The organism is Neorhizobium sp. JUb45 (genome assembly GCF_004343585.1).
Lineage (GTDB): Bacteria > Pseudomonadota > Alphaproteobacteria > Rhizobiales > Rhizobiaceae > Neorhizobium.
In genome coordinates, this window is record NZ_SLYW01000008.1 from 182820 (window position 1) to 206506 (window position 23687).

At 59.8% G+C, this 23687-nt stretch carries 18 protein-coding genes; 4 read left to right on the plus strand and 14 right to left on the minus strand.

Annotated elements, in window-relative coordinates:
* Positions 1-87: 87 nt before the first annotated feature.
* Positions 88-1014 carry a LysR family transcriptional regulator gene (locus EDF70_RS24165; RefSeq protein WP_132278816.1) on the plus strand — a complete coding sequence of 309 codons (927 nt, stop codon included), beginning with the start codon at positions 88-90 and terminating at the stop codon, positions 1012-1014.
* Between the two features lie 66 nt (positions 1015-1080).
* Positions 1081-1317, plus strand: coding sequence for an Lrp/AsnC ligand binding domain-containing protein (locus EDF70_RS24170; protein WP_132278819.1), 237 nt, complete (start codon positions 1081-1083; stop codon positions 1315-1317).
* Between the two features lie 101 nt (positions 1318-1418).
* On the opposite strand, the gene EDF70_RS24175 is transcribed toward EDF70_RS24170, so the two are convergent.
* Both EDF70_RS24175 and EDF70_RS24180 read right to left on the minus strand, forming a co-directional pair.
* Positions 1419-1616, minus strand: a complete 198-nt coding sequence (locus EDF70_RS24175; protein ID WP_132278822.1) for a hypothetical protein — start codon at positions 1614-1616, stop codon at positions 1419-1421.
* 385 nt (positions 1617-2001) lie between these two features.
* Positions 2002-4635 (minus strand): aminotransferase class III-fold pyridoxal phosphate-dependent enzyme, encoded by a 2634-nt coding sequence (locus EDF70_RS24180; RefSeq protein ID WP_132278824.1) that lies wholly within the window; start codon positions 4633-4635, stop codon positions 2002-2004.
* A 284-nt stretch (positions 4636-4919) separates the two neighbouring features.
* Here EDF70_RS24180 and EDF70_RS24185 point away from each other — a divergent pair, with 284 nt between their 5' ends.
* On the plus strand, positions 4920-6734 hold the full coding sequence (locus EDF70_RS24185; protein ID WP_207908309.1) for an alpha/beta hydrolase: 1815 nt from the start codon (positions 4920-4922) through the stop codon (positions 6732-6734).
* Between the two features lie 15 nt (positions 6735-6749).
* On the opposite strand, the gene EDF70_RS24190 is transcribed toward EDF70_RS24185, so the two are convergent.
* From EDF70_RS24190 to epmA, 7 genes are all read right to left on the minus strand, one after another.
* Positions 6750-9200, minus strand: a complete 2451-nt coding sequence (locus EDF70_RS24190; RefSeq protein ID WP_132278827.1) for a glycoside hydrolase family 2 protein — start codon at positions 9198-9200, stop codon at positions 6750-6752.
* A 37-nt stretch (positions 9201-9237) separates the two neighbouring features.
* On the minus strand, positions 9238-10212 hold the full coding sequence (locus tag EDF70_RS24195) for a DUF1839 family protein (RefSeq protein ID WP_132278830.1): 975 nt from the start codon (positions 10210-10212) through the stop codon (positions 9238-9240).
* A 2-nt stretch (positions 10213-10214) separates the two neighbouring features.
* Complete coding sequence (locus EDF70_RS24200) at positions 10215-11126, minus strand: amino acid--[acyl-carrier-protein] ligase (protein ID WP_132278833.1); 912 nt, start codon at positions 11124-11126, stop codon at positions 10215-10217.
* Between the two features lie 40 nt (positions 11127-11166).
* Entirely contained in the window at positions 11167-12348 is a 1182-nt protein-coding gene (locus EDF70_RS24205) for an acyl-CoA dehydrogenase family protein (protein WP_132278836.1), read from the minus strand.
* Positions 12348-12599, minus strand: coding sequence for an acyl carrier protein (locus EDF70_RS24210; RefSeq protein WP_132278839.1), 252 nt, complete (start codon positions 12597-12599; stop codon positions 12348-12350). The genes EDF70_RS24205 and EDF70_RS24210 overlap by 1 nt, the downstream gene beginning before the upstream one ends.
* Before the next feature lie 161 nt (positions 12600-12760).
* Complete coding sequence (locus EDF70_RS24215; protein ID WP_132278842.1) at positions 12761-13807, minus strand: lysine-2,3-aminomutase-like protein; 1047 nt, start codon at positions 13805-13807, stop codon at positions 12761-12763.
* Positions 13804-14868: an EF-P lysine aminoacylase EpmA gene (gene epmA / locus EDF70_RS24220; protein ID WP_132278845.1), complete on the minus strand. Its 1065-nt coding sequence runs from the start codon at positions 14866-14868 to the stop codon at positions 13804-13806. The genes EDF70_RS24215 and epmA overlap by 4 nt, the downstream gene beginning before the upstream one ends.
* Before the next feature lie 152 nt (positions 14869-15020).
* Here epmA and efp point away from each other — a divergent pair, with 152 nt between their 5' ends.
* A complete protein-coding gene (efp, locus tag EDF70_RS24225) occupies positions 15021-15590 on the plus strand; it encodes an elongation factor P (protein ID WP_132278848.1) in 570 nt (189 codons plus the stop codon).
* A 97-nt stretch (positions 15591-15687) separates the two neighbouring features.
* Here efp and EDF70_RS24230 read toward each other — a convergent pair whose 3' ends face one another.
* The 5 genes from EDF70_RS24230 to EDF70_RS24250 all read right to left on the minus strand — a co-directional run bounded on the left by EDF70_RS24230 (position 15688) and on the right by EDF70_RS24250 (position 23352).
* Positions 15688-17139, minus strand: coding sequence for an efflux transporter outer membrane subunit (locus tag EDF70_RS24230; protein ID WP_132278851.1), 1452 nt, complete (start codon positions 17137-17139; stop codon positions 15688-15690).
* 115 nt (positions 17140-17254) lie between these two features.
* Positions 17255-20359 (minus strand): efflux RND transporter permease subunit, encoded by a 3105-nt coding sequence (locus tag EDF70_RS24235; protein ID WP_132278854.1) that lies wholly within the window; start codon positions 20357-20359, stop codon positions 17255-17257.
* A gap of 48 nt (positions 20360-20407) precedes the next feature.
* The gene (locus EDF70_RS24240) at positions 20408-21592 is read right to left on the minus strand and encodes an efflux RND transporter periplasmic adaptor subunit (protein ID WP_132278857.1); all 1185 of its coding nucleotides are present in this window, start codon (positions 21590-21592) and stop codon (positions 20408-20410) included.
* A 164-nt stretch (positions 21593-21756) separates the two neighbouring features.
* Positions 21757-22359 (minus strand): TetR family transcriptional regulator, encoded by a 603-nt coding sequence (locus EDF70_RS24245; RefSeq protein ID WP_132278860.1) that lies wholly within the window; start codon positions 22357-22359, stop codon positions 21757-21759.
* Positions 22360-22404: 45 nt separating this feature from the next.
* Positions 22405-23352, minus strand: coding sequence for a phosphoribosylaminoimidazolesuccinocarboxamide synthase (locus EDF70_RS24250; RefSeq protein WP_132278863.1), 948 nt, complete (start codon positions 23350-23352; stop codon positions 22405-22407).
* Positions 23353-23687: the final 335 nt, after the last annotated feature.

Genomic DNA, 23687 nt, shown 5'->3' on the forward strand with positions numbered 1-23687 from the left:
GGATGACGCGATGCCACCATCTTTACAGCTGCAGTTTAACCGTGAATATCGACATGTTTTCAATACGTCATTCGCTGGAGGAATGACATGCTGCCGCCAAGGCGTTTCTTTCCGTCCTTCTCTCTGCTCATCGCTTTCGAAGCCGCCGCCCGCACCGGCAGCGTCACGGCAGCTGCGCGTGAGCTCGGCCTCACCCAAAGCGCCGTCAGTCGCCAGATCACAGCACTTGAAAGCCAGCTTGGAGCAGCCCTCTTCCTGCGCGAACGCCAGACGATCCGGCTGACGCTTGCCGGTGACACCTATGCCCGCGAAGTGCGGGAAGCCTTGCGGCGCATATCCAGCGCCTCGCTCAACCTGCGGGCCAATCCCTCGGGCGGCACGCTCAATCTCGCTGTACTGCCGTTCTTCGGTGCCCGCTGGCTGACCCCGCGCATTGGCCGTTTTTGCGAAAAACATCCGGGCATGATGATCAATCTCATCACCCGGCTGGAGCCGTTCGATTTCCGCTTCGACACGCTGGATGCCGCCATCCATTTCGTCGAGCCGCGCTGGCCAGGCGCCGAGCTCACTTTCCTTCTGCAGGAAGATGTGCTTCCGGTCTGCAGTCCCGACTTCAAGGCAAAACATGGGCTGCAGACGCCGGAGGATGTGCTGAAAGCGCCGCTGCTGCATCTCAATTCGCGGCCGGATGCCTGGGAAATCTGGCTTCGCAGCCGATCCATCCTGTTCGAAGCGCTGCATGGCATGCTGTTCGACCAGTTCGCGCCAATGGTCGAGGCCGCTGCGGCGGGGCTCGGGGCTGCGCTTCTGCCGCGCTTTCTCATCAGCCGCGAACTGGACCAGGGGCTGCTCATTCCGGCCATCGAAAACGGCGGTATCGACACCAGCGGCTATCACCTCGCCTATCCGCCCGACCGTGCCTCCTATCCGCCGCTCAAAACGTTCCGCGCGTGGCTGCTGGACGAAATTGCCGCCGACACGACGATACGGGATCGCTTGCGAACACCGGCCTGATCGGCCAATAGTCGGTCATCCGATCCTTGGCGGCTTAAGTGCGGCCCGACTGACAGGAAGATTTCGATGAAACCGATTTTTGTGCAATTGCGCTGCACACCCGGCAAGACCTACGAGGTTGCCGATGCTCTCTACAAGACCGAACTGGTCTCGGAACTCTATTCCACCAGCGGCGACTGGGATCTGCTGGCAAAAGTCTATCTGCCGGAAGGTGAAGAGATCGGCCGTTTCGTCAATGAGAAGATCGCCTGCATTCCCGGCATCGAGCGCTCGCTGACGACGATGACGTTTACGGCGTTCTGATTCGGCCGGATCGAATCGCGCCCAACAAAAAAGCCGCCCAACATGGAGCGGCTTTTATTGTGTTCGGCCGGATATCCGGCGTTTTCGGAAGCATGGTTCTGTCATGCGTGTGCCGGGTTTGCGGAGCGCGAACGCACCAGATGATCGTGAATGGCGAGCTTCACTTCGTCGGTCGAGCCAAACCGTTGTTCATCCAGATCGATGACGTGGAATTTGACGGCGATGAACTTCAACCGGTTGTCATCCGGCACAACGATACCGACGGGTTCGCCGCCATATTCTATAACTTGCTTTTGCATAGGTAGACTCCTGCAGTGACCGCGGCAAAGGGCAGCACTGCGAAATGACATAAACTCAGAAAACCGAGGACTTACTTGAGACCGTAGACGGTGATCGTCACATTCGACAGCGCGGAGAGGAGACGCACTCCACGCGTTTAAGTCGACGCACGCCCGGTTTAAGAGTGGCGGTAATGTAGGTTGTAATCGACATGTCACTCTCCCTGTTGGCGTTGCGTTTGGGTCAAACTGGAATCACTGAGTCCAGTATCGAATGTTATCTACGACGAAACTCATTTTCGATCAACGAAAATCAATTTAGCTAGAATATTTTTCTTTATGATGACAGGATCACGGCAAGTTTGTGAAATCTCATTCGCAAAATCGCCGTGTCTGGCAGCTCAACCTAGATAGTGAGCGTCACCTCGTCGGACAAGGGATCGCTCCCGTCCTTACCTTCACGATCGACCACGCCAATGTTTTCATTGGGTTTTTCTTCAGGTGGCGCATTTTCTGACAGTATTGCTGACAGCGCCTGAGCAAAACTTTCAGCATTGCCACGTTCGAGGCAAAGTGGCGGGCGAAGCGTCAGTTGTCGCGGATCCTCGATATCGGGCATCACGAAACCGCGTTTGCGAAGCGCCCGCGCCATGGTTTCGGCCCCTGATTCGGGCAGAACAAGATCGATGGCGAGACCTTCGCCGTGAATTTCGATCCCGTATTTGGTCGTTATCGGTTCCAGTGCCGCACGCAAATGGCCGCCCACCACGCGGGCGTTTTCCAGCAGGTCGTCGTCACGCAGGGCAGCAAGGGCTGCAGCTGCCACGGCATAATCGACGGCATCGATCCCGGTTGTGATGCTGCCGCCAAGCGTGTTGCCGAGGTCGCTTCGGGTTACCAGCGCCGCCAGCGGCTTTCCGGGCAGAATGCTTGCGGTGACCACGATATCGGGCAATGGGCCGTCCTGTTCGAATTGCCAGATGTGATGGCCGGTGCGGCCAAAGCCCGTCTGTCTTTCGTCAGCGATGCGCAATGCAGGGACGGGGTTTTCAGCAATTCCCTCTTCAAGGTCGAAAAAGCCTGGCTGGCGGTCGTCGCTGCGCAACAGGTTCTGCGCCAGTTCCATCATGTCGCGTTCGCTGCCGATGGCCGCTATTACATCCAGCCCCTGCGGCAGGGTTTTCAGCAATTGTGCACGAAAACGCTGCTCCGGTGCGAAGACGGTCGAGCCTGAAAGAAGAGACCATTGCCGATAGGCGGCCTCTGCCAGCGCCGGATGGCCGTGGCCGACAATGCCGGCTGCCCCGGAGAAGTCGATGGAGGCGCGGCCGATGCCATCATAGACATGCGCGCGCCAGCCACGCACCGGTTCGCCCTGTTTCGGCACCGGCGCATCGATATCGATGCCCAGCAGCTGCGAGGGGGAAGGGCAGAGCCTTTTCCACGCACCGGCCCGCGAAGGCGTGGTGAACAGCGGCGGTGTGATTTCGGCGCTGCAGCACAGTCTTATGCGCAGGCCACCCACCGACCCTTCCGCGCCGGCCACGGAGCCTATCGCGTCTTCCGCAAACAATGCCATGCCTTCGGCAAGCGGGCAGACCAGTCCTTCCAGATAAAGCGTGGCATCGCGGCCCGCCAGAACCAGCTGCTGGCCAACTTCCTTCAATATGCCGCCGAACGGTGCTACCACCACGCTGCCGGCCGGCACGCATATGTCGATATGCAGGGCAAAATTGTCGGCCTCGGTGCCGTCATTGCCGATGCTGCGGGAAAGCCTGTATTCGCCGTAACGGGTGGCCCCCATATGCGTTTCCCAGGAAACCCGCGCCAGCAGGCGCCAGTCGATCTCGGGATCGGTCCAGTTGCCGTCGATCAGCAGAGGGCTGTCTATCCCCAGATCGACAAGGCGGATCTGGTCCAGGTCGATTTCCGGCAGCAGCCGGCAGATTTCACCGGCAAGTATCGTCGGCGTGTCGTTCTCGAAATCGGTCGCATCCAGAATGGCGGCTTCCATCAGTGCCGGGTGCACGCCGGTCGCGACCGCAAATACCTTTTGACCGACATGGTCGGCTGATGCAGCAACCGTGCTGCCGTCCTTCTCGATCGACGCATTGGCGATCGCATCATGTTCCGCCTGTGCGGCCAGCACGCAGGCGCGGGCGACGATCAGTGGCCACAAGGCCTGCAATTCGGGTTGCGTCAGCGGATGGTTATCGTGGAAGGCGCGCACGGCGGGCAGAATGGCGAACGGATCGTCATTGCCGCGGGCAATCAGGTCGGCGCAGGTTACCGCAAGGCTTGCCACCAGCCAGCCGCGCACGACGCCGCCAACATCGGTAATGCCCTCGGCGCGCCAGTTGCCTTCTTCGGTCAGCCGGCCGGTCATGCGGTCAAGCGTCAGATCATGCTGCACCGGTTGAATGCGCAGCATGGGCCCAAGCGGCTGCACCTGCCGAAGTGCCGTGACCAGAACCTTTGCAATCGGGTCGCGCACTGCATGGTCGCTGACGCCGCTCAAAAGCCGCAACACCACCGGCCCGGCATGACGAAGGTCGGTATCGACGGATCGCTCCAACCCCGGTTCGTCGAAATCGGCAAGGCTTTTGGCCATTTCACCGGCCAGCCGGCCGATGTCGGCCATGTCTTCGGCGTTCAGGGTGTGGTTCTCCGGCCGCCTGGTTCCATCATGGAGCGTGATGAGGCGAGCGACCTCGCCGTTTTCTCCCGCCGATGTCACCACATCCAGTCCGTCCTGCGTAAAAACCGGTTCCGGCGCGTCCGGCGCATCGGCTTGCCGGGCAAGATGTCTCAGTATCTTTGCTTCCAGCGCCAGTTCGGCTGCACTGTCGGCGTCGCGGATATCCAGCCGGTATCGCATGTGGCCGTTGTCGATCACATAGGCATTCGGTTCGCCGTCGATCGGTTGGGCGTGACCGGTAAGGCCATAATGTTCGCGAAGAATCTGCTCGATCGCCATGGCAGGCGTGGTTTCGTCCGGGCGCTGAGGTGGGGTAATCGTCTCGGCAGAAAGGTCGGACATTCAGATCTCCGAAGGGTACTCTATGACAAGATTAGGGCAGCGGCGGCCCACGTCCATAGGCTGCACTTCATCCTTGTTGTTGCAGCGCTTTTACACGCCGATCAGGTCGGATGGTTTACGATCCGTAAAACCTAAAAGTGTCGGATAAAACTTAAGCATTTATGCATGTGGAAGAGCTAGTGTTTTCTGGGATTGAGGATCGAGACGGACAGTTTTTCGGAATGATGGGCGATGGCGCGTCCTGAAACTGTTTCGAAACGGACCAGCACACGGATTGAATGGCAATGACCCTTCCACTGGTTCTTCCACGCTCAGCGTCGTTGCCGACCACCTTTGGTGGGACCGTGGGTCTCTATACCCCATCGGCAGGCAAGGTTCAGCCTTGTGATCTCGCCGTGCTTCTCGCAAGCCCATGGGGGCTGGAGGAGATGTGCACGCGAAAATTCTGGCGCATCCTTGCCGAAAAACTTTCCGATCGCGGTATCGCCAGCCTGCGTTTCGATTATCCGGATACCGGCGATGCTCTGGATGGCGCTTGCGAGCTTCAGGGCCTGAGCGCGTGGACACAAAGCCTCGTGCAGGCCGCTGCCGAACTTCGCCGGATTTCCGGTTGTCGGAAAATCGTGGTTCTGTCGCAGGGTCTCGGTGCCGTCGTGGCCACCGATGCGGTGCCGCTTCTGAATGATGTCGAAGCCATGGCCTTTCTGGCGCCGGTCACGTCCGGCCGCATGCATCTGCGCGAACTGGCAATCTGGTCTAAGGTGGTGGATGAAAATCTTGGCCTGACGGAAGAGCAGCGTCACGGTCCGGGCGTATCGATCGCTTCCTTCGTCATGCCGCCTGCGGTGGCGGATGATGTGCGCAAGGCCGATCTTCTAAGCCTGAAAAGCATGCCGGCAAGCCGCTGCCTTGTCATTGCACGGTCGGATCGTCCGTCGGATGCCGGTTTTGCATCGCATCTGAAGACGCTCGGCGCGGATGTAACCTGCCATACGTTCGAAGGATATGACCGGCTGGTCTCGAACCCTCTGGCGGCGCGTGTGGCACCGGGCCTGATCAACGATCTCATCGACTGGATCGCTTCACTGCCTTCCGCACAGATCGCGCTTTCCAGCCCAACCGTTGCGCAGTCACATGCCCTGCCGCTTTCGGGAGATGGTTTCGCGGAAACACCGTTGCGCTTTGGCCAGTATCATCGTCTGTCCGGCGTTCTGTGTGAACCACAGGGTGAGCGAAAGGGGGCTGCGGTCGTTCTTGTCGGTTCCGCCTATGACCGCCATTGCGGCTGGGGCCGAAGCACGCTCATGCTGGCGCGCGAGCTCGCCCGTTCGGGTATCACTTCGCTGCGCTTCGATACTGCCAATGCCGGTGACAGCCCGCCAAGGCCGGGTGAGCCCGAACAGGTGCTTTATGGCTCCGGCCAGAACCTCGACCTGCAGGAAGCTGTCGGCTTTCTGCAGTCGCTCGAGGCGCGGCCTGTCATCGTCGCCGGGCGCTGCAGCGGTGCCTATCTTGCCATGCAATGCGCCGAAGCGGATCCAGGTATTGCTGGCGTCGTCGCCGTCAACATTGCGACCTTCCGCTGGAAAACCGGCCGTTCGGTCGAGGAAGCGGTCAGCAATGCTGGCCGCAGCCTTGGCGAATACGGCGCACGTGCATTGCGGCTGGAAACCGTGAAACGCATTCTGCGCGGCGAGGTCAATGTCGTCAGCGCGTTCTTCCATATCGGCAAGGGCCTGTGGGGCCGCGTTCGCAACCGCGCACTTGGCATGGTGCGTTTCTGGCTACCGCATGGTCGCTCCGTCAGCGCGCTGTTTCATAATCTGCAGGCGCATAACAAGCCGGTGGCATTGCTCTATAGCGAAAACGATTATGGTCTCGAAGAATTCGACTACTATTTCGGGCAGGGCGGTGGCCGCCTTTCCGGTTTCCCCAATGTCAGCGTGACCATGATCCCGGCCGCCGACCATAACCTGACGCCGCCTTACGCACGTGAAACCTATCTCTCGGCCATTCGTCACATGGCACTGAATATCTCGGTGGAACAGCAGCCGGAAGGCGCGGCGCAGCCATCCATGGAAGTCGTTCAGGCAATCTGAAACATCGAACTGCCGTCAGAAGCGGGTTACAAGCCCGCTGCCGAGCGCGCTGATCGACCCACTCGGCAAAGCGCTCGCGTCAATATCATCAAGCGGTAGTAATGCCAGCTGTTTCGCGGCTCCAGGCGCCAGATGAAATCCCGTTTCCGCCGCGCGAAAACCCTCGATGCTGATCGAAACCGATTGCGCCAGCCGATCGGTCTGCACCTGCAACGTCCAGCCGCCGTCCTCGTTCTTCACAAGGCTCGCCTCGATCGCGGCGGCATGCAGGGCACGCGTCCGTCCCAGCGGAAAATGAAAGGCATCAGCGATTATCTCGCCACTCGCCGTATCCTTCAGCCGCGCCACGGTCACCTCATGCGAGGGCGGGCCGAAACGATAGGCATAGGTCGTATCGAAAAACGCGCCAAAAAAGTCGGTTGCCGCCAGTGTCACGGCCTGTCTCGGTTCCAGCGTCAGCGCCCTGTTGCCGCTCACCACCGGCTGCCGGCCATCGCGCAGGCAGGCAAGCTCGACCACCAGTTCACGTGGTAATGCGCCGTCATTGATGACATGCACATCCAGCCCGTTGGTGCCTTCGTCGGAAAGAACCACCTGTACCGGGCGAAACGCCCGTTTCAGCGCATGCCAGGTCGATTTCGGCCGCCCCGTCGCATCGATGACACCCCAGCCGGCGCCGGGCAGCAGATCCTGCAGGGTCCATACCAGCGCACCATTGCAACTCGAGCCCGGCCGCCGCCATTCGGCGAAGGTCGCTTCAACCACTTCGGCTGTCGCGGCGCGGGAAAAGGCGAGGTAGCGCTCGGGGTCCTCGTAACGCAGCCTTGATGGCTCGAAACCATAAAGTTCCTTCAGATAATGCTCGCGCACATCCTCGAAATCCCATGAAGTGCCGGCGTCGCGTGGGACCCGCGCCTTCCAGCCCGGATCATGCGAGGGCGGCACAGGAAGATGGTGGTCCAGTGTTTCCGTATCCGGCACATTGGAAAACGCCAGGCATTCGGCGGCAAAGCGCACATTGGCGCGGCGGGCATCGTCAAGCGGCCGGCAATAGGCACCGACGCCGTAATAATGCGCCACACCGGCATTGGGAAAAAACGGCAGCGCCCCGCCGCTCGGCGAGTTTTCAACGTAAGGCGCATCCGGTCGCCCTTCGCGGCAGACTTGCGCCAAAATCCCGGTCGCCAGCGCGCTTCTCCATTTGGCCTCCGGCAGGCCCATCATCGCGCCCTGCTGAAACATCTCGCTGCCGCCGCACAGGATCGCCAGCGACGGAGAGGCGGAGGTAACGTTCAGAAATTGTTCGACTTCCGATTTCACGTGAATCAACAGGGATTCATCATTAGCCGGGTAATCGAAGTTGGCGAACATGAGGTCCTGCCAGACCATGATGCCCAGTTCGTCGCAAAGCTGAAAGAATTCGCCCGTCTCGTAGGCAGCGATGCCGGGAATGCGGATCATGTTCATGACTGCTCCCGCCGCCAGTTTCAGCCACGGCTCGTAGTCCTTGCGTCCACCGGGCAAAGAAACGATGTCGGCGGAGGTCCATACCGCACCACGGCAGAAGATCTTTTCGCCGTTGACGCGAAGGGCAAAATCATTGCCGTCGTGCCCGCGATCGGCCTCGATGCGCCGAAAACCGGTGCGACCGATGATGTGTTCACCGCTGCCGTCGCTGACGATGACATCATGCAATGCCGGTTCACCATGGGTCTGCGGCCACCATGGTTTTATATCCGGCAGATGCAGCTCGGCGCGGCAGTAACCATCGGCAAACACGAACGCGGCTTCCCGGCCATCGCAGAGAAGCCGCAGATCCGGGGCAGGGCTGCTGGCGGCAAAACTCACGCTGAGTATACCTGTGCCATCGTCCTCCAGCGTCGCAATTATGGAAAAATCGCGTGCCTTTTCAGCCGTGCGCAAAAGAGAAATCGCCCGCCACGGCCCCACCGCCACCACATCCGGGCACCAGCCGGGCATAAACCCCAGCGCCGTTGTGCGAATCAGACGCAGACCCTGCGAACGCATCATCCTCGGCCGCCAGCGGGCGCGTGGGCCGGTTTTGGCCAGATGCGGGCCGATGGCGCGAAAACACATGGCCAGCCGATCGCTACCGGTCAGAACGACGGGCACGTCATGCGCCTCGAACATGGTTTTCGAGGTCAGGATCAGTTCGTCGTTGAAATACACCTCGGTTATCGTTGCCAGTCCGGCAAACCGCAGCACGGCTTCACCCACCGCTTCGCTGGTCAGATCGAGCTGATACCAGGCATCGATGTTTTCCAGTGAGGTCGGATTTGCCGCATCGAGCCTTTTCGCATCCCGCAGGGCGGAGGCTACGGTTCCGGGCACCGGAGCGACTATCCACTCGGCAGTCTCGGGAATGTCACGGGGTGTCGCATAGGCCCCGGCATCGCTCAATGTCAGCGACCAGCCGTCTGCCAGAAACCGTTCACCGTCCCTCATCCGCCATCCCCATTGCCGTGCCGCTGTAAGAGATGGCTTAGGCGGCCTCGCGGGTGTGCGCAAGTTCTGCGCCAAGCCCCGCCATCACCGCATCCCAGGCGTCTATCGCCGGGTCGAGGGCCGTTGCCAGCGGTTCGAATTTCTTGCGTGCCAGCGCCCGCGCCAGCACGAATTGCGCGGATTTCGCCGTTTCGGCGATCTTCAGCGCGTGAGTTGCCTGTTCAGCCCGGTCGAGCCAGATCAGATGTGCCGCCAGAAGTTCGAAATTCGCGCCCAGCTGTCGCAATGTGTTGAACGCGTATTTGTGAAAATAGGCGAACTCGCGCTCGGCCAATACTGCCGCCTGTGCGGGAAACACGTTTGCAAAAGCCCGCACCGGATTATGGTCCGGTCGACGCGCAAAATGCCGGCCGAGCAGCCGTTCCGCCTCGGCGCGCATATGGCTGGCCTCAACCTTCCGTGCCGGAAATTTTGCAAATTCCGTATAGGGCAGGAAAGGCGGATCCTTTTCCGTCAGGTGATGCTGAAAGATCCCCGAAAAATCTTCGCCGGAAAGCGAGAAGAAGCCGCCATTATGGAAATAGTCCATGCTACGCCCGGCCACATCCAGCCGGTTGATGGCAACCGTCGTCTTGCCATGCTCGGTGCCATAGGTCAGGCCGCGCGTGTCGGGCAGATAGAAACTGTCCATTTCCAGCAGGCACAAACGCCCGCGGGAAATCTGCTCCAGCACATGGTTTTCCGGTCGGTCGAAAATCGCCAGTTCGGTGACGCGGATATCGTAGAGTGATTCGAGGTCTTCCAGAGGCACCTTGAAGAAGGTGAACTGATCGCCTTCGAAATCCTGGCTCAGCGTAAAACCCAGCATCGCTTCCGGCGGCAGGCCGGCTGCCGAAAGCACCTCGATCCACAGGTCGACGTAACAATTGGTTTCCGGCCAGATGCGGTCAGTCGCATGCAGAACATGCGGCTGATGGTTTGCCGGGTCGGCCTGCGGGAAGACAGTGGTCATGATCAGCCCCAAAGTGCTGCGCGCACGTGTTCCGGCCAGTCTTTGACATCCAGCCCATGCGTATGGAACAGCGCCAGCGCAATACGCTCCAGCCCGAAGCCGACGCAGGCCGTATGCGCCACGCTGCCGTCTTCCAGGTTCAGGCCCCATTTGGTGCCGAATGAGTCCTGATGATAGTTGAAACTCATGCAGGCTGTCGGGTTGGCGGCCGAGTTGATCGGGATCAGCAGTTCGAATTTCAGGTTCTGGTCACGCTGGTTGTTGACCATCATCTTGCCGGCACGGCCGAAGAACGGGTCGTTGGCAATGTCGATCGTGACGTCGAGGCCGACGACCTTCATCATCGCGACACCGCGATCCATCCAGCTCTGGCGGAAATCGGTCACATGCTGTTCCGTTCCCATGCAGACATATTCGCGCATGCGGAAAAGCTGCTGGCGGGCCGGATCTTTGGAGGGCTCGTGGCGGAAGCAATAGCTCTGCAGGTCGAACAGCGCACCGCCGGCCGGCAGGTTGCCGCGGCGGGCAACGGTCGGATAGAGCGGATAGCAGGCAGCCGGCGTCAGCACGATGTCAGTGGCTTTCTGGTCCTTGGTCCAGTCTTCCTCGCCCACTTCCATGCATTTCAGCAGGTTCATGTGGTCGAGTTCGCCGCCGCAGAACGAGTGCACGGTACCGGCCAGCTGCGGGAAGCTTTTCATGTAGCCGCTGGTCTCGAAAAACGCGCGGTTCATGCCCGGCGGAAAGCGCATGGCTTCGGCGCCGTCACCACCGCCCACCTTGTCGATCAGCCGCTCGAAGGCGGCAATCACGTCTTCGAACTGGCCGCTGCGGCCATAAAGCCCGTCCACACCGGTATCGATCAGCAGGCCGGCATCGAACAGCCGGTCGAGAAAGGAGGTCTGCATATCCATCACGTCACCCCTGAGGAAAAGGAAAGATTGGTCGTGGATCTCAGCCGAGCAGGCTGAAATCCGGTTTCTGCACCAGAAGCATGGTCGCGCTGTTGGCGAGGATGCGATCGTTGGAAATCATCAGCTGCGCCGAATGCGCATCGCGCAGGTGGCGGCCGAGGCTATAGGGCGTGCCGTTCTTGTAGCCCATGATGCCGCAGATCAGCATCGCCTTGTTGATGATATCGAGGATCGTCTGCGACGAGGCGATCTTGATATTGTTCATGGCGACGGCAAAACTCATGGAAGACAGGCGGTCGCCATCGGCACGCGCGGCTTCATAGGTCTCGATGCCGGAAAGCAGGTTGGATTTCACCAGCTGCAAAAGATTGGACGCTTCGGCCAGATGCAGCGCACCGGGCGGAACCTGGCCGGCCGATTTGCGGGCGGCGGCACGCACAAAACTCTGGGCGCGAGACACCGCATCGGCGGCAATGCCGAACCACACGCCGCTCCACAAAAGGTGGCAGGTCGCGAGCATGGATTGCGCGGCAATTTCGGCAAACGGCTTTGGAAATACCTGTTCGGCCGGCGCTTCACCCTTGAACAGGAAACCGTCCGAGCAGGTGCCGCGCATGCCAAGCGTATCCCAGACATGGGTCTGTTCCAGCGTGTACTGGCCCTTGCGGAACACGGTCATCACCTGGTCGCTCGGGGCTGCATCGGCATTGGCGCGAGAGGTAATCAGAATGGCATCGGCCTGCGCACCGTAGGAAATCACGGTCGCGTCCTTGGTCAGGCGGCAGGTGGTGCCGTCGATCTCGATGGCGCAGATCGAATTGCGCAGGTTGCCGCCGATGCCGCCTTCGGTCGTTGCCGAGCCCAAAAGCAGCTGGCGTCCGGCCACTTCCTTCATGAAGCCCAGGTGCCATTGGCTTTCCTCGCCGTGCTCCACCAAGCTCGAAAGCTTGATGTGATGCATGGCAAAGATCATCGCGCTTGAAGCGCAGGCCTGTCCGAGGATCGAGCAGACCTCGGCGATTTCCAGCAGCGAGGCGCTTTCGCCGCCATGGGCGGATGGCACCTGAATGCCAAGCAAACGCTCGGCCTTCATCGCCTCCACGGCCTCTTTGGGAAAACGGCCGTCCGCATCGACGCGATCGGCAAATTCTGCTGCGACTGCCGCCACGCGGTGCGCGCGGGTGCTAAGCGTATTGTCGGTGGCGAGTGCAGCGAGAGACATCAGGCGGCCTCGCGGCTCTTGATGATCTGCGCCACCGTTGCTTCGATCGCCGCAATGCTGGCGAAGGACTTGCGGTTCAAAAGGCTATCCGGGAATTCGATATCAAAGGCTTCTTCGATCGCCAGCATCACCTGCACGGATGCGAAGGAAGAAAGGCCGGCGGCATAAAGATCCGCCTCATCGGTGATATCCGTCACCGCCACGGGCAGGCCGCCAACACGGCCCAGCAATTCGCGAATCGTCTCGTTCATCTCGACATCTCCCACGCATTCAATTGTTCATCGATTGATGCTTGGGTTTTAGCGAAGAGAGCCTAAGGAACGGCAAAGTAATTTGGTGAAATCTTGGATGCGGGATTCTGTAGAATTTGAGTAAAGGGGCGGTATAAGGCTCCTCGCCTTTCGCGTGCCCGTCACTCCGGAGGATAGCGATGCGCCTCCCCGCGATAATCGCTGACCGAATAACAGCCGCCATCACGTCTTGCCGCATTCTCGCCGATTACCGCCTTGCCATGGCCGCCGGGAATATCCAGCACATAGGTCGGCTGACACAGGCCGGATATATTGCCACGCAGAGCGGAAACGATTTTCTGACCTTCCTCGATATCGAGGCGGAAATGGCCGGTGCCGGGGGCAAGGTCGGGGTGGTGCAGGTAATAGGGTTTGATCCGTGTCTCAACAAAGGCCTTCATCAGGTCGCCGAGAACGGCCGGGTCGTCGTTGACGCCCTTCAAGAGCACAGTCTGGCTCACCATCGGAAAACCGGCATCCACCAGCCGCGCACAGGCGGCCCGCGCCTGCGGCGTCATTTCGCGGGCATGGTTGGCATGCAGTGCCACATAAACCACCTTGCCGCTTTGCTTTAGCGCATCGATCATGGCGTCATCGATCCTGCCGGGTTCGACGACGGGCACGCGCGTATGAAAGCGCAGAATTTTCACGTGTTCGATCTCGGCCAGACCGCGCATGATTACTGCCAGCCGGCGTGGAGACAGCACCAGCGGATCGCCACCGGTCAGGATAACCTCCCAGATCTGGCGGTTGTCGCGGATATAACCGAGCGCCGCTTCCAATTCGTCGGGCGCCAGCGTTCCATCGCCCTGCGGCCCCACCATTTCGCGGCGAAAACAGAAGCGGCAATAGACCGGGCAGACATGCACGGCCTTCAACAGCACACGGTCAGGGTAACGATGCACGATGCCCTTGACGGGGCTGTGGGCGGCATCGCCGATCGGGTCCTCACGTTCTTCCGGCGTCGTCACCAGTTCGGCGCCATCGGGCACGAACTGGCGGGCGATCGGGTCGTTTTCGTCCGTATGGTCGATCAGCGCCGCCACGGTCGGTGTCAACGCGATGGCGTAGCGGTCGGCGACAGCACGCACCGCCTCCAGACGCTCCGATCCAATGAGGTTTGCTGCCAGCAATTCCTCGGGCGTCTTCAATGAGCGCACAGCGGTCACGAAAAAGTCTCCGCCACCGGCGCCCACATGACCTGATCGACCCGCGACGCACCGGTCGCCAGCATGGCCAGCCGGTCGAAGCCGAGCGCCGCACCGCTGGCATCCGGCATCAAGGCGAGGGCGTCGAGAAAATCCTCGTCGATCGGATAGGTCTCGCCGTAGATCCGGGCCTTTTCCGCCATCTCGATCTCAAAACGGCGGCGCTGCTCACCGGCATCGGTCAGTTCGCCAAAGGCATTGGCCAGTTCCACGCCGCAGGCATAAAGCTCGAACCGTTCGGCGACGCGCGGGTCGCGCGGCGAGGGGCGGGCAAGGGCTGCTTCCGAAACCGGGTATTCGCACAGAATGGTGGCGCGGCCATTGCCCAGATGCGGTTCGATTTTTTCGACCAGAACCTTGCTGAACAGGTCGGCCCAGCTGTCGTCGTCCGAAACTTTCAGGCCGACACGTCGCAGCTCCGCAGCCAGAGTGTCCCGGTCGTTTTCGCCGGTCGCGGAAACCGAGGAGAGGAGGTCTATGCCGGCAAAACGCTCAAAGGTTTGCGCCAGCGTCACCCGTTCCGGCTCGGCGAAGGGATCGGTCTCCATGCCGCGAAAGGTAAACCGTTTCGTGCCGGTCGTCTCGGCTGCTAGTTTCAGCATGTCGGCACAGTCGGCCATCAACTGCTCATAGGTTTCGCCGACGCGGTACCATTCCAGCATGGTGAATTCCGGGTGGTGCAGCGGGCCGCGCTCGCGGTTGCGATAGACATGGGCGAAGGTGACGATGCGGTTTTCGCCAGCCGTCAGCAGTTTCTTGGCCGCAAACTCCGGCGATGTGTGCAGGTAAAGCGGCGCGGCGCGGCCGTCGATGGTCAGCGCTTGCGTGGCAAAGGCATGCAGATGCGCCTCGTTGCCTGGAGAAACCTGCAGCGTGGCGGTATCGACCTCGACAAAATCCTGGGCGCCGAAAAACTGGCGCAAAGCGGCCTGCACCCGGTTGCGGCCGATCAGAAAAGGGCGACGGTCGGCATGGACGCTTTTTGTCCACCAGGGAGATGTGGATGCACCGGTGCGGGTCATGGTTGTTTCTCTTCGCCGCGCCGTGCTCCAACAGGGGCTGGCTATTTGGCGGATTTTGCGTTAGTTGCGCGGCCAAGGAAACCTGAAAAGCATCGCTACGGCCATTTTGCCAGTCCTCTACGACGTGGCTGGCCGAGTTACAAGGAAGTCTTATGGTCAAGGTCATCGCCTCATCGGTCCGCAAGGGCAACGTTATCGACGTCGACGGCAAGCTTTATGTCGTTCTCACGGCTGAAAACTTTCACCCGGGCAAGGGCACGCCGGTCACCCAGGTCAACATGCGCCGCATCGTTGATGGCGTGAAGGTGTCGGAGCGCTGGCGCACGACCGAGCAGGTCGAGCGCGCGTTCGTTGAAGACGTCAACCACCAGTTCCTCTACGAGGACGGCGAAGGTTTTCACTTCATGAACCCGGAAAACTACGACCAGATCGTTGTCGATGTCGAAACGATGGGCGACCAGAAGGCCTATCTGCAGGAAGGCATGGTCTGCATCCTGTCCATGCATGAAGGCATCGCGCTTGCCCTCCAGTTGCCGCGCCACGTCATTCTCGAAATCACCGAGACCGAGCCGGTCGTGAAGGGCCAGACGGCGTCTTCGTCCTACAAGCCGGCCATGCTGTCGAACGGCATCCGCACCTCGGTCCCGCCACATATCGATGCCGGCACCCGCGTCGTCATCGCCACGGAAGACAATTCCTACGTCGAGCGCGCCAAGAACTAAGCCGCTCTACAGTCCCGATATAAAAAGGCCCCGGAAGCATGCTTCCGGGGCCTTTTCGTTTGGAGAAGGTGAGGCGCGGAAACCGCGCCGCCCCGATTTACTTCTTGAGCGACTTCGCTGCGTAGACAGTCGGGCCCTTGGCGCCGGCCGGAGCTTTGCCGAAGGCATAACCGCCACCCATGGCAACGCTCAGCGATACATAGTCCTGCGCCATCTGGCGGATAGCCTGCGCAAGATTAGACTGTGCTTCCGAGACCGTGCGCTGTGCGTCCAGAACATCGAGCAGAGACGATGCGCCGTCACGATAGCTGGCAGTTGCAAGCGTCAGTGCTTCCTGGCTGGAAGCGACGGTTGCGCGGTTGGCAGCAACCGTGCGGCTGTCACGCGTAACCGCGGCCAGTGCGTTTTCAACTTCTTCGACCGCGCCCAGAACCGTCTGCTTCCAGGCGAGATAGGCTTCGCGTGCCGCCGATTCGCTGGCCGAGACGTTGGCTCTCAGCTGTCCGCCATCGAAGATCGGCAGATTGAGCGCCGGGCCGAACGACCAGCTGAGGAGATGCGTGTCCGAGCCGCCATTACGGCGAAGATACGAAGGCGAAATCGAGCCGCTCAGGCTGATGCTCGGATACAGATTGGCTTCGGCAACGCCGATATTGGCAACAGCCGCAGCAAGCGTGCGTTCGGCGGCGCGGATGTCCGGACGATTGCGCACGAGATCGGCAGGAACGCCGGCCTTGGCGTTGAAACGGGCAACTGGCTGACGTGCGCCCTTCTGCAACTCGCCGAGCAGCGAGGATGCCGGCATGCCGAGCAGGGTTGCAACACGATGTGCCGCCTGACGATACTGTGTTTCCAGGCTGGGGATAGTGGCCAGCGTGGTGTTCACCAGGCTTTCGGACTGTACCACGTCAAGGCGTGAAGCAGCGCCGGCATCCAGCTGCAGCCGGGTCAGGGACAGGGTTTCGTTGCGCGACTTCAGGTTCGAGCGGGCAAGCGCAATGCTTTCCTGATAATAACGAACGTCGATATAGGCGGCCGCGACCTGCGACAGCAGCGACAGGCGTGCCGTATCGACGGCGGCATCGGCTGCGCCGAGCTCGGCGATCGCTGCTTCCTTCGAACGGCGATAGAGGCCGAAGAAGTCGAGCAGCCAGGAACCTTCAAGGCCACCGTTGACGCTGAGGGTCGGCGTTGTGCTTGGGCTGCCGCGAAGACCTCTGTCACCCGAGCGCGTTGCAGCTGTGCCAAGGGTCAACGAAGGCAGGCCACCGGCACCGGCACTGATCACCTGGGCTTCGGCCTGATTGATGCGTTCCATCGCCTGCAGGATGTCAAGGTTCTGGTCGAGGCCCTGTTTGACATAGCTGTTGAGACGGGGGTCGCTGAAGGCCGTCCACCACTGATCGGTGGAGACATCACCATTGCTCTTGGCGCTGCCTTCGGCAAACTTCGACGGAAGCGTTATTTCGGGTGCGGAGTGGTCGGGACCGACGACACATCCGGACAGCAGTAGCATAACAATCGGAGCCGCTGCGCGTATGGAAACCATGTGCTTTTCCTAATCTAACGGATCAAGCGGCATCCAGCCGTCACGTCGTTTGTGCTTTGTCATTCTTTGCAAGCGCACAGGACGCAACGGCTTTCGCCGAATTCAAATCACCAAGTTAAATGACTGTTTTTTTACCTCTTGATAACCGTCGGACCACCACAAAGAGGGATGGCACGAAGAAAATTCCGAGGAGTGTTGCAGAAAGCATACCCCCGAGCACACCAATGCCGATTGCATTCTGCGCTGCGGAGCCTGCGCCAGTGGCAATTGCCAAGGGAACAACGCCCAGAATGAAGGCGAGAGAGGTCATGATGATTGGCCTCAAGCGCAGTTTAGCGGCCTCAAGCGTAGCCTCAAGCATTCCCATGCCGGTTTCCTGCCTGTCTTTCGCAAACTCGACGATGAGGATCGCGTTCTTGGCTGCGAGGCCGATCGTCGTCAGAAGCCCGACCTTGAAATAGACGTCATTCGACTGTCCCAGAAGGTAGGCTGCACCGACCGCGCCGAGAACACCGACGGGAACGGCAAGGATGACCGAGAACGGGATCGACCAGCTTTCGTAAAGCGCAGCCAGGCAGAGGAAAACGATCAGGATCGACAGCGCGTAAAGCATGGGCGCCTGCGAGCCGGAAAGGCGTTCCTGATAGGAAATACCTTGCCATGCCACCGTGTAGCCGCCGGGCAATGCCTCGACCAGCCGCTCCATCTCATCCATCGCTTCGCCGGTGCTGACGCCCGGCTTGGATGCGCCATCGAGCGAAATCGCGCTGGTGCCGTTGTACCGGGCAAGCTGCGGCGTGCCGCTTACCCAGTCCAGCTTGCTGAAGCTGGAAAAGGGCACCATCTCGCCGGCAGTATTGCGGGCATACCAGTATTTCAGGTCGGTCGGCTGCATGCGGTAGGGCGTGTCGCCCTGCACATAAACCGGCTTCAGCTCGTTGTTGAGCGTGAAATCATTGACGTCACGGCCGGCAAAAATGGTTGCCAGCATGGAATTGACCGCCGAAAGATCCACGCCCATGGCCCCCAGCTTTTCCTGATCCAGCAGGATCTTCAGCTGGGTTTCGGAGCGCTGGCTGTTGGAGCGCAGCGAGCTGATATAGGCGTTTGTACCGGTTTCCTGGATCAACTGTTGCGAAACACGGGTCAGTGCATCATTGCCGTTATTGCCGCTATCGACCAGATACATCGAGAAGCCGGCCGAATTGCCCAGCCCCTGAATGGCCGGCGGCAGAAGGGCAAAGACCTGGGCGTCGCGCAGGGTCAGGAAATGCGCCTGGGCGCGGTGCATGATTTCGGCTGCGGATTGACCGCTGCCGGTACGCAGATCGAAATCCTTGAGCTTGGTGAAGACGATCGCGTTGTTCTGGCCCGTGCCGTTGAACGAGAAGCCGAGCGCACCGAACACCGCTTCGACATTGTCCTTCTCCTGACCGAGATAGAATTGCTCGACCTGCTTGACGACCGCTTCCGTGCGTTCGGTCGTTGCGCCGACCGGCGTCTGGATGATCGTCATCAGCACGCCCTGGTCTTCCTGCGGCAGAAACGAGCTCGGCAGACGGGTAAACAGGAATGCACAGCCGCCGACGACGATAGCGAACATCACCACCATGCGCAGCGGGCGTTTGAGGAGATAACCGACGCTTCCGACATAACCGTTGGTCGCGTGGTCGAAATTGCGATTGAACCAGGCGCCGATGCCGCGCTGTTTTTTATGGTGATCGACCGGTTTCAGCATCGTCGCGCACAGCGCCGGCGTCAGCACGATCGCCACCAGGGCAGACAGCAGCATGGCCGAAACGATGGTGATGGAAAACTGCCGATAGATGACGCCGGTCGAGCCGCCGAAAAATGCCATCGGAATGAAGACCGCCGTCAGCACCAGCGCAATGCCAATAATGGCGCCGGTGATTTCGCCCATCGACTTTTCCGTCGCCTCGAGCGGCGAGAGACCTTCCTCGTCCATGATACGCTCGACATTCTCGACCACGACGATGGCATCGTCGACGAGAAGGCCGATCGCCAGAACCATGGCGAACATGGTGAGCGTGTTGATGGAATATCCGGTGAGCGCCAGAATGCCGAAGGTGCCGAGAAGAACGACCGGTACGGCGATCATCGGGATCAGCGTGGCGCGGAAATTCTGCAGGAAAACGAGGAGCACGACGAAAACGAGAACGATCGCCTCTATCAGCGTGTGCACGACCTTTTCGATCGACAACTGCACGAAGGGCGTCGTGTCATAGGGATACTGGATCTCGACACCGTCCGGCAGGCCGGCGGCGGCGCGCGTCAATTCACCCTTGACCAGCGCTGCGGTATCGATGGCGTTGGCGCCCGTCGCAAGGTTCACGGCAAAACCGGCAGACGGTAAACCGTCATAACGCGAGCTGCCACCGTAACTTTCCTGGCCGATCTCGACACGTGCGACATCGCTCAGTCGCACGTTTGCGCCGTTCTGCTCGACTTTCAGGATGATTCGCTCGAAATCATCCACCGTGGTCAGCTGGCTTTGCGCCGTCATCGTCACGGTCAGCTGCTGGCCTTGCGCCACCGGCTGGGCGCCGAGCGCACCGACGGAAACCTGGGTATTCTGCGCCTCGATGGCGGATGTCACGTCGGCAGCCGTCAACTGGTATTTGTTGAGCTTGAAGGGATCGAGCCAGACACGCATGGCATAACCCGAACCGAAGACGTTGATACTGCCGACACCTTCCAGACGCTGCACCTGATCCTCGATGGAGGTCGCAAAAAGGTCGCCGAGATCGACGGAGCTGCGCTTGCTGTCTCGCGATACCAAGGCACCGACCATCAGAATGCTGGAGGTCGAGCGGGAAACAGAGATGCCTTGGCTCTGTACCACGTCGGGCAGCTGCGACTGCACCAGCTGCAGTTTGTTCTGCACCTGCACCTGCGCAATATCCGGCATGATCGAGTTGCCGAATGTCAGCGTCACGGTCGAACGGCCGGTGGAGGAGGAGGATGTCATATAGGTCAGGTCATCGAGACCGGTCATGCCGTCCTCGATGATGCTGGTCACCGACTTTTCCACCGTCTCGGCGCTGGCGCCGTTATAGGTCGAACTGATGCGCACCGTGGTCGGCGCGATGTCTGGATATTGCGAGATCGACAATGTGGTGATCGCGAGCGCACCGCCCAGCATGATCACGATTGCGATTGCCCAGGCGAAAACCGGTCGCCGGATAAAAAACTTGGCCATTCAGATAAACCTTACGAACCGATTTCGGCGAATGCGGACAGCGTGGCGTCAGGGCGTCGGCTTTTTGGACGCTTCGGACTCGGTGACCAGCCCATTGTCATCGACGGTCGCTTCGACGGGCTTTACAGATGCGCCATCGGCGATCCATTGAAAGCCATCGACGATCAGCTTGTCGCCTTCATTGATGTCGGTATCCACCAGCCAGTTATTGCCGGAAACCTGGGCATTCGAGAAAAGCCGGGTTTCCACCTTGTTATCGGCGGTCACGAATTTTGCGGACAGCTCGCCGCGGGCATTGCGGGTCGCTGCGCGCTGCGGAAGAAGGTAGCCGGATTCCATGCCCAACGTAACCGTGGCGCGCACATACATGCCCGGCAGGATCAGATTATCGGGATTTTCGAACTGCGCGCGGATCTGGTAGGTGCCGGTCGTTTCGCTGACCGCCAGTTCCGACATGTCGAGGCGGCCTGTCTTGTTGTAGTCGGTGCCGTCTTCCAGCTTCAGCCGCATATCGGCCTGGTTCGGATTGCCCTTCAGGCGGCCGGCAGCAATGGCTGCGCGCAGTTCCAGAAGATTGGTGCTGGATTCGGTGAGGTCGATATAGATCGGGTCGAGCTGGCGAAGCGTCGTCAGCGCGGTCGTCTGGTTGGCAGTGACGATATTGCCGACGTCGACCTTGGAAATGTCGGTGACGCTGTCAAATGGTGCCTTGATCTCGGTAAAATCCAGATTGATCTGTGCGGATTGCAGCGCCGCCTTTGCCTGCTCGACGTCGGCCTGTGCCTGCAGAAGCGTCACTTTGGCATTTTCGAATTCGATCTGGGTGGCGCCGCTGTTGACCAGTCGCTCATAGCGCACGACGTTCGATTGTGCCGTCGGTACGCTCGCCTCCGCCTTGGCAAGGCTTGCTCGTGCTTCGGCAAGGGACGCGGCATAGCTGCTGTCGTCGATCTTGTAGAGCAGATCGCCGGCCTTCACCTCATTGCCTTCCTTGAACACGACTTCCCTGATCATGCCCGCAACCTGCGGGCGGACCTCGGCAGTCTGGAAGGCAACCGCGCGGCCCGGCAGGACGCGGGTGATCGGCTGTTCCTGCTTTTTCATGATCACGATACTGACCGGTGACGGCGGCTTTTCCGCTGCATTTCCGGCTTGGCCGGACGATTTTCCCGAATCACTGCAGCCGGCAAGGACCAGTGGAATGGTGAGAAGCAAAAGGCTGCGACGATTCATGATGTCATCCGGGCGGCATGGTTGCGGGTCCCGCTGATCCGCGGGAAAACAATGATGGCATGGCGGAAACCGCGGCGGAAGCGCGTTTCATCTGCCGAAATGTTAAATTATCTTAACAAATTGGCAGTGGTCACCTCTAAAAAAGTGACGTAATGCCAAAATCGTCACTTGGCAAACGGATTTTGCAGGGCGGCGTTCACGAGTTCGGCAAGCCCGTCGCAACGGTCATGCAGTTCGCCAAGGTCGGCATTGGCCAGAAGCACCGGGTGGAGGATGCTTGCAAAGGCTGCGGAAGCGCGCTGGCTCGCCGCGTTTGCATCCTTGCAATGATAGGTACCGGCGGCCATGCCTTGGGTGATCAGGTCCGCAAAAAGATCCTCGATCTTCTGCCGATAGATCATGGCGCTTGGCAGGTTCGCCTTTGAGACCATCAGGATCATCTCGAACAGATGCGGGTTCTCCCGGATGTCCTGTAAATGCGCTTCCATGATGTTGCAGGCAACACGGGCCATGCGGGTCGGCGCGGGCGCCTGCTCGTCAAGTGTTGCCAGGCGATCGACGAGGTGATGGATATGGCGTTCGCAAATGGCGTCCACCAAAGCGGGCTTGGAATGGAAATGTTTGAAGATATTGGCGGGTGACATCGACAGCGCCTGGGCGATATCGGCGATCGAGCAGCCGGCAATACCACGTTCGCGAAACAGGGTTTCGGCCGCCTGCAAGATATCTTCGCGGGTTTCCTCCGCCTTTCGCCTTGGCCTGCGCACCCTGTCCCTCGTCTTTTGTCCTCAGTTGCCTGACGTAATCCGCCCTTATTTCGGAAAATAGCTTTCCAGGTTTTTTCGCACCCGCTCGAGAACCGGGCCATCGCCCATATCCGGCTCAAAAACCCGGCCGGTAATCATCTCGAATGCGGTTCGGTAGACGGCAGCCGTCTCTTCGATCAGTGTCTGCGGGATCGTCGGCAACTCGTCCTTGTAGGGGTCGCAACGTTCGACCACCCAGGCGCGGACAAAATCCTTGTCGAAACTTCTGGGACGACCACCGCTGCGGAAAGCCTCATCATAGCTGTCGGCAATCCAGTAACGGCTGCTGTCGGGCGTATGGATTTCGTCGGCGAGGATGATCGTGCCGTTTTCGTCGGTGCCGAACTCGTATTTGGTGTCGACGAGGATCAGGCCACGCTCTGCGGCCAGCTTCTGACCGCGGGCAAAGAGCGCCAGCGCATAGTCCGAAAGCTGTTTCCACTGGTCTGACGTCAACAGTCCGCGCTCGATGATTTCGGCCGGCGTCAGCGGTTCGTCATGGCCGCCATCGAAGGCCTTGCTGGTCGGGGTGATGACCGGTGTCGGCAAAACCTCGTTGTCACGCAAGCCATCCGGCAGGGTCAGGCCGTACATCCGGCGTTCGCCCTTCTTGTAGAGCGTCAGCAGCGATGTGCCCGTGGTGCCGGCCAGATAACCGCGCACCACGATTTCGACGGGCAGGATATCCAGACGTTTGCCGACCACCACATTCGGGTCGGGATAGGCGATCACGTGATTGGGGCAGATGTCGGCGGTTGCCTCGAACCAGTAACGTGCCGTCTGGGTCAGTACGTGCCCCTTGTCGGGGATCGAGGTGATGATGCGGTCGAAGGCGCTCAACCGGTCTGTTGCGATGATGATGCGGCTACCGTCTGCCAGATCGTAATTCTCGCGTACCTTGCCATGATAGTGGTTCGGCAGTTCGGGAATGAAAGCTTCGCTGAGAACGCGCACGGGCAAGAACCTTCCGCAAGATGGATGATGGCCCGCTATCGCATGTTTTGTTGCCGGGAGACAAGGATGCTGCATACGGGTCGGCTCCATGAGCTTTGTGACGCTACAGGTGCCTATATGTATATAATGTATGCTCGTGCTACAGAAACATAGATAAATTCGATTAACCCCATAAAAATCAAACACTTATCACATTTTTGTATTTTTATGAATTTGGTGTGTTGACGTTTTTATGTGTGTGGGACTATAACCCGGTCACTGACGAGGGCGGCGGCGCTGCTAGCGACGATGTCCTTCGTTCTAAAGAAACCTACATAAGATTGGCGAATGCTGGT